Genomic DNA, 6,865 nt, shown 5'->3' on the forward strand with positions numbered 1-6,865 from the left:
GGTGCTCTCCGGTGTGATGATCGCCGGCATGGTGGAGCGAGGAGAGTCACGGCGGGCCGGTGCCAGGGAGCGCGCCCGGGCCGAGGTCATGGCGCAGATCATGGCGGCCGGCCGCCGCGAGCTGGCCGAGCACGGCGCCGACGGGCTGTCCCTGCGGGCGGTGGCCCGCGAGATCGGCATGGTGTCCTCGGCCGTCTACCGCTACGTCGCCGGCCGCGACGAGCTGCTGACCCTGCTCATCATCGAGAGCTATGACGCCGTGGGGGCGGCCGCCGAACGTGCATCGGCGCGCGGGGGCAGCGCGGCCGAGAGGTTCGTGGCGATCGCCTCGGCCGTCCGCGAGTGGGGGCGCGAGCACCCGCACGAGTACGCGCTGCTCTACGGGTCACCGGTCCCTGGCTACCGGGCACCGGACGACACGATCGCCTCGGGCACGAGGGTGCCGGCGGCGATGATCAGGCTCCTCATCGAGGAGTATGCGGCGGGCCGGCTCAGCGTGCCCGTCGCCGAGGACGCACCACCGGTCGGTGCCGCGCTCAGCGCCCAGTGCGGCACGGTCCGCGAGTTCTTCGGCGCCGACCTGCCCGACGAGCTGGTGCTGCTGGGCATCGGGGCGTGGACTCAGGTCTATGGCCTGATCAGCTTCGAGCTGTTCGGCCAGCTGCACAACACCTTCGAGCCGGCTGACGACCTCATGGAGCACCAGTTCGCGACGGTCGCGTCGCGGGTCGGGATCTGAGGGCCCGGGTCCGGGCAGAGATCGACCGCTGGTCTGCAGGACAGGGCGAGCAGACCAGCGGCCGAAGAGAACGGTCGGACGGGAGCGGTTCCTACTGGAACGTGCCCTCCGGGCCGGCCGGGGCGGGCACCTCGAGGTTGCCCGGGACCGTCGCGCCCGGGACACCGTTGACCGACTCCGTGGAGTAGGCGAAGGTCAGCACGGTGAAGGCGACCGAGTCGGTGTTGACATCCAGGGCGTGCAGGTCGAGGTTGTCGATGTCGTCGCAGGCCTGGTGGTAGCACGGGTCGAACCAGTCGCCCGCGGTGCCGCCCCAGATGGCTGCCTGCTCGTCCGTCTTGACGCCCTCGGCGCCGGTGAACAGACCGCCGGAGGCGATGCCGTTCTCGATGAACGCCTGGTAGTCGCTGCGGCCGCTGAACGCCGAGTCGTCGTAGGGCTCGCCGACCATGGTGTAGAAGGACTCGAAGACCTCCTCGATCGCGACCGAGCCGTCGGGGACGACCACCGGTGCCTCGAACGTCGACTGGTTGGCGTCGTAGATGCCGAAGAAGTAGTTCGGCGAGCCGATCATGTCGAAGTTGAGGTAGAGCGCGATCCGGTCGAGCTCCTCCTGCGACTGGTCGCCGACCCACTGGGTGGAGCCGACGAGGCCGATCTCCTCGGCGCCCCAGAAGGCGAAGCGCACGGTGTTCTGCGGCGTGTGGTTGCCCATCGCCTCCGCGACCTCGAGCAGGCCGGCCGAGCCGCTGCCGTTGTCGTTGATGCCCGGACCACCCGTCACGCTGTCGAGGTGGGCGCCGGCCATCACGACGTTGTCGTCGTTCACGCCCGGCAGCTCGGCGATCACGTTGAGCGAGTCCTTGGTCACGTAGTCGACCTGGACGTGGGCGGTCGAGCCCGGCTGGGCCAGGGCCGCACCATCGTCGAAGGTCAGTCCCGCGACGGGGATGGTCACGACCGACGGCAGGAGGGTCGGGTTGAGCGGGCCGCACCGGTCGGGGGTATCGCACTGGTTCATGATCAGCACCGCGCTCGCGCCGGCAGCCTCGGCGTTCTCGGCCTTGAGCCCGAAGGCACACGCCCCGCGCTGGACGAGCGCGATGTCACCGGCGGGGAAGCCGGCGAAGTCCGCTGCCTCGCACCCGCTGGTGCTGGCGCGTGGTGGATCCAGCGCCAGGTCCACCGGGGTGACGCCGGCGGTGACGTCGCCCTCGCCCGACCCCTCGGCCACGTAGTGGTCATAGCTGGCGGCGACGGGCGTCAGCTGCTCGACCACGGAGTCGGTGCCCTCGTAGCTGAACGGGACCGCCTCGGCGTCCCAGCCGGCGTCGGTCAGCACGTCGATGACGTAGTCGACGCTCGCGGCATAGCCGGGCGAGCCCTCGGACCGGTCGCCGTGCTCGTCGGCGATGGCCTGGAACGCCTCCAGGTGCTCGACGGCGCCCTCGCCGGACACGCAGTCCAGGAGCTTGGCATAGGTGTTGTTGTTGCGGCTGTCGCAGGCCACCGGGTTGGCTGCCGGTGGGGCGGCCGTGCCGGGGAGGGCGATGAGGCCGGAGACGGCCAGCCCTCCTGCTGCGAGCAGCACGCCAGCGCTGCGGAATCGGGTGAGCTGGTTCATCGTCTGCGACCTCCATGTCGCTCGGGTGACTCTCCACGGGAGCCCTGGGAGGAACCAGGGCATTGACTGAACGTAGCGGTCCCGCGCCCTCCGGGGAAGACCCCAGAGGCTCCCCTCGTCCGGCGACGCGTCAGATCCCGGGCATGATCGTCGCGGCCACCACGGCGCCCAGCTCGCGGCAGGAGGCCAGTGCCTCCCGGTCCGGCGTCCCCATCACCTCGAGCGTCGGAGCGACGGGCTCCCACCCCAGGGCCGAGGCGATGCTGCCGATCGCGCGCACCGCGCCCTCGGTCCCCTCGTTCCCGTGGACGTAGGCCGCGTAGGGGCGGCTGGTCGTGGCCCCCAGGCACGGGTAGTAGATCTGGTCGAAGAAGTGCTTCAGCGCGCCGGACATGTAGCCGATGTTGGCCGGCGTCGCCAGCAGGTAGCCGTCGGCCTCGAGCACGTCGACCGGGCCGGCCTGCAGGGCGGGCCGGACCACGACCTCGACCCCCTCGATCTCCTCGTCGCGGGCGCCCGCGAGTGCCGCCTCGAGCATCGCCTGCATGCCCGGCGAGGGGGTGTGGTGGACGACGAGCAGCCGTCGCGGCGCGGTGGAGTCGGTCATGCTCCCCAGGCTAGGGGCCTGTATGCCGCGGGGTCACCGGACCCGACCACCCGCCCCGGTGCCGGTGCGCACCTGCCTGACTGACGGCATACGCCGTCGTCGTGGCAGGGTGCCGACCCGCTAGAGTCGTCGGCAGCAAGGTCCAGCAGGGGAAGCCGGTGCGACACCGGCGCTGACCCGCAGCCGTGACCCGCAGTCGTGGGGAGCCGGAGTGCCTGCCGGGCCTGGCGCTCGTCAGATATCCGTCGTGGTCTACGGATCGGGCCGCCAGCCGGGTGACCGGCCTCGTCGGCAGATGCGGTGGCCACCACACCCGGAAGGTCCTCCATGTCCCGCACCCTCAGTCTGGCTCTCGCGTCCGCGGCCTCGTTGGCGCTGCTCGCGCCCGCGGCCCTGGCCGCCCCGAACGACTCCGAGGCCGCTGCCGCCGCAGCCGCCTACATCGCCGACCAGGTCCCCGAGTCCGGCGACCTGGGCGGAGCGGGCGGCACCGCCGACGCGGTCCTCGCGCTGCTCGCCGCCGGCGGCCACGAGGCGGAGGTGGAGGTGATGACCGACTACCTCGAGTCGCAGGCCGAGGCCTACGCCGGCGCCGGCGGCCCCGCCGCTGGCAAGCTGGCGCTGGTCGCCGCGGCCACCGGTCGCACCGCCACCGACTTCGGCGGCGTCGACCTGATCGCCGCCATCCAGGGCTCGATCACCGACGAGGGCGTGTGCGGCGGCTTCGCCTACGCCTTCGGCAACGCCCTGTGCATCCTCGGCCTGGACCGCAACGACACCGAGGTCCCGCAGAGCCTCCTCACCCGCTCCTACGAGTTCCAGGACCCGGAGACGGGGGCGTTCGGCTTCACCGGTGAGAACGGTTTCGTCGCCGAGAACGACGCCTCCGGCCTCATGCTCAGCGCGTTGAGCGGGCTCGCCGACGACCGGGACGCGGCCCTGTCCGCCGCGGCGGTCCGCGACTACCTGGTGGGTGCGCAGACCGACGGCTACTGGGAGGGCTTCGCCCCCGTGAACACGACCGGGCTGGTCGCGCCGGCGCTGGAGACCGTGGGCGTCGACCAGGCCGCGGCCGTCGAGTGGCTCGCCGGGCAGCAGCTGGACGACGGCTCGCTGCCCAACGAGATCGACGGCGAGACCGGTGACCTGATGGCCACCACCCAGGGCATGGTGCCGTTCACCGGTGAGAGCTACCTGTCGGTCGGCGAGGGCGGCGTCGACTCCGTCGAGCTGGTCGTCAACCCCGAGTCGGTCCTGCGGGTGGCCGGCACGGACCGCTACGCCACGGCCGCCGCGGCCAGCCGCGTCGGCAAGCAGGAGGCCGACACCGTCGTCGTGGCGACCGGTGAGCAGTTCGCCGACGCCCTGACCGGGTCGGCCCTGGCCGGCGCGCAGGACGGTCCCGTGCTGCTCGTGCGTCCCGACCACCTGCCGGCGGCGACGGCGGCGGAGCTCAACCGGCTGAAGCCCTCTACCGTGCTGGTGCTCGGTGGCGGGGCGGCGGTCTCCGACGAGGTGATGACCGCCCTCGAGGAGTATGCCGGAGAGGTCACCCGGGTCTCGGGGAGCAACCGCTACGAGACCGCGGCCAACATCGCCGGCCGGTTCACCGGCGAGGTCGACCACCTGTACGTCGCGACGGGCGAGACCTACGCGGACGCGCTGGCCGCGTCCGCCGTCGCCGGTGCGCAGGGTGAGCCCGTGCTGCTCGTGCAGCAGGACCACATCCCCGCGGCCACGGCCGAGCGGCTCAGCGAGCTCGATGTCGCCTCGATCACCGTGCTCGGTGGCGCGGGCGCGGTCTCTGACGAGGTCGTCACATCTCTGGAGGCGCACGCCGACGAGGTCGTCCGGGTCGCCGGCCAGGACCGTTACGCCACGGCCGCGGCCCTGTCCGAGAAGCTCGGCGGCCCCGACGGCGCCGTGCTGGCGACCGGGCTCAACTACCCGGACGCACTGACCGGCGCGGCCTACGCCGCGGCCTACAACCGGCCGGTGCTATTGGTCCAGGCCGACCGCATCCCCGCGGCCACCCTGGCGGAGCTGGACCGGTTCGCGGCCCAGTTCCTCAGCGTCCTCGGTGGCCCGGGAGCTGTCAACCAGACCGTGGTGGAGCAGCTCGAGGGCCTCAACTACGCGGGCTGAGCCCCACCCGTTCGACCGCGAGGGCGTCCCGGAGTCCCGGGGCGCCCTCGCGGCGTCGGTGCCGACGCCTCGGAGGTCGCCGTGGCGCCTTGCCGTCGTGCAGGAGCGGTCACGGTTGCCCGGTGTGGCACGACGTGTGGAGGGGTGCGTTGCCGTGGCGCCATGCCGTCGTGCAGGAGCGGTCACGGTTGCCCGGTGTGGCACGACGTGTGGAGGGGTGCGTTGCCGTGGCGCCTTGCCGTCGTGCAGGAGCGGTCACGGTTGCCCGGTGTGGCACGACGCTCGACTGCGGTGCTCGGGGCTGGAGGCGATATCCACAGGCGCTCGAGCGCGCTTCTGTCGATCTGGGACACAGTGGCGCAATGGCACAGACAGTCACGGACGAGACGGATCGTCAGGGTCCGCCAGGGGTCAGTGGCGACAGCGTGCAGCGACGCGCCCGGCCGCGCACCCGGGGCGCGGCTCGGCGAGCGCGGCAGGAGTGGCGTCGTGAGGTGGCGAGTGCCCACGCCCGCACGCACGGCGGTGTGGTGCACCGAGGCGTCCTGCGCGCCGCCGGGATTTCTCGTGATGAGGAGCGCAGCGAGGTTCGGGGTGGACGCTGGACAGTGCTGGGTCGGCACACGATCTTTGTCGGTCCGCCCCAGCTGGACCAGGTGCGGGCTCCGGATCACTGGTGGCCGTGGCACCGCCCCACGGCCTGGCCGGCCACGGCGGCATGGGCGGTGTGGGAGTCAGGGTCCGGCGCGCTCCTCGATGGCTCGACCGCGCTCATGCTGGCGGGCCTGAGGAACTATGACGACAGCGCGATCCATGTGACGGTGCCTCGCGGCACGCGGGCGAGACGCCTGCCAGGTGTGAGGCGGCACCGCCCCCGCGTGGCGCGCCGGTCTGGTGCGGCCGGTCTGCCCAGGGTCCCCACGGACGTTGCCGTCATCAACGCTGCGCTCTGGGCAGTGAGTGATCGGCAGGCGGCACTCCTGCTGGTGATGCCCGTGCAGCAGAGACTGACGACCGGAGACCGGCTGCTGGCGGAGTGGTCGGGCCGACGCAGGAGCGGGCGAGCTGAGTTCGTGGGCACCGTCCTTCGGGACGTGACGCGTGGAGCGGAGGCCCTCGGCGAGCTGGACTTTGCGCGGCTCTGTCGCGAGCACAGTCTCCCGACGCCGACTCGCCAGGTTGTCAGGAAGGGACCCCATGGCCGCATCTATCTTGACGTCGGCTGGGAGGCGCATGCAGTCGGGGCAGAGATTGACGGAGGCCAGCACGCCTGGGGGCTGAAGCGGATCGACGACGCGCTCCGTGACGGTGAGCTCCTGATCTCCGACTACCCGGTCCTGCGCATCCCGGTCCTCGGGCTGCGCACGCACGGGGACCAGTTCATGAGTCTCCTGGGTCGGCTGCTCGCTCGCCGCGAGCCGACGAGCGCGTAGGCGCGTCGTGCAGGGGCGGTCAACCTTGCCCGCTTCTGCACGACGCTGTCGCGGGTGTCGGTGCTACTGCGCTGCGGGAGGGGGTGTGCCTCCTGTCGGCGTGCAACTGCGGTCACCGTTGCCCGCTTTTGCACGACGCTGTCGCGGGTGTCGGTGCTACTGCGCCGCGGGAGGGGGTGTGCCTCCTGTCGGCGTGCAACTGCGGTCACCGTTGCCCGCTTCTGCACGACGCTGTCGCGGGTGTCGGTGCTACTGCGCCGCGGGAGGGGGTGTGCCTCCTGTCGGCGTGCAACTGCGGTCACCGTTGCCCGCTTCTG

General features: G+C 72.0%; 5 protein-coding genes. 3 read left to right on the forward strand and 2 right to left on the reverse strand.

Annotated features, from left to right (window positions below):
• Window positions 1–28 precede the first annotated feature (28 nt).
• The gene (locus DA085_RS08985; RefSeq protein ID WP_109472639.1) at window positions 29–739 is read left to right on the forward strand and encodes a TetR/AcrR family transcriptional regulator; all 711 of its coding nucleotides are present in this window, start codon (window positions 29–31) and stop codon (window positions 737–739) included.
• A gap of 91 nt (window positions 740–830) precedes the next feature.
• Here DA085_RS08985 and DA085_RS08990 read toward each other — a convergent pair whose 3' ends face one another.
• Together DA085_RS08990 and DA085_RS08995 are read right to left on the reverse strand one after the other, a co-directional pair.
• Window positions 831–2,363 (reverse strand): M20/M25/M40 family metallo-hydrolase, encoded by a 1,533-nt coding sequence (locus DA085_RS08990; protein ID WP_109472605.1) that lies wholly within the window; start codon window positions 2,361–2,363, stop codon window positions 831–833.
• A gap of 130 nt (window positions 2,364–2,493) precedes the next feature.
• Entirely contained in the window at window positions 2,494–2,970 is a 477-nt protein-coding gene (locus tag DA085_RS08995) for a flavodoxin family protein (RefSeq protein ID WP_109472606.1), read from the reverse strand.
• Window positions 2,971–3,297: 327 nt separating this feature from the next.
• Between DA085_RS08995 and DA085_RS09000 the strand changes: the two genes are divergently transcribed.
• Together DA085_RS09000 and DA085_RS21580 are read left to right on the forward strand one after the other, a co-directional pair.
• Complete coding sequence (locus tag DA085_RS09000) at window positions 3,298–5,115, forward strand: cell wall-binding repeat-containing protein (RefSeq protein ID WP_109472607.1); 1,818 nt, start codon at window positions 3,298–3,300, stop codon at window positions 5,113–5,115.
• 956 nt (window positions 5,116–6,071) lie between these two features.
• Complete coding sequence (locus DA085_RS21580; protein WP_237565399.1) at window positions 6,072–6,548, forward strand: hypothetical protein; 477 nt, start codon at window positions 6,072–6,074, stop codon at window positions 6,546–6,548.
• The last annotated feature ends 317 nt before the right edge of the window (window positions 6,549–6,865 follow it).

It is taken from the genome of Ornithinimicrobium cavernae, assembly GCF_003121625.1.
Taxonomy (GTDB): Bacteria; Actinomycetota; Actinomycetes; order Actinomycetales; family Dermatophilaceae; genus Ornithinicoccus; species Ornithinicoccus cavernae.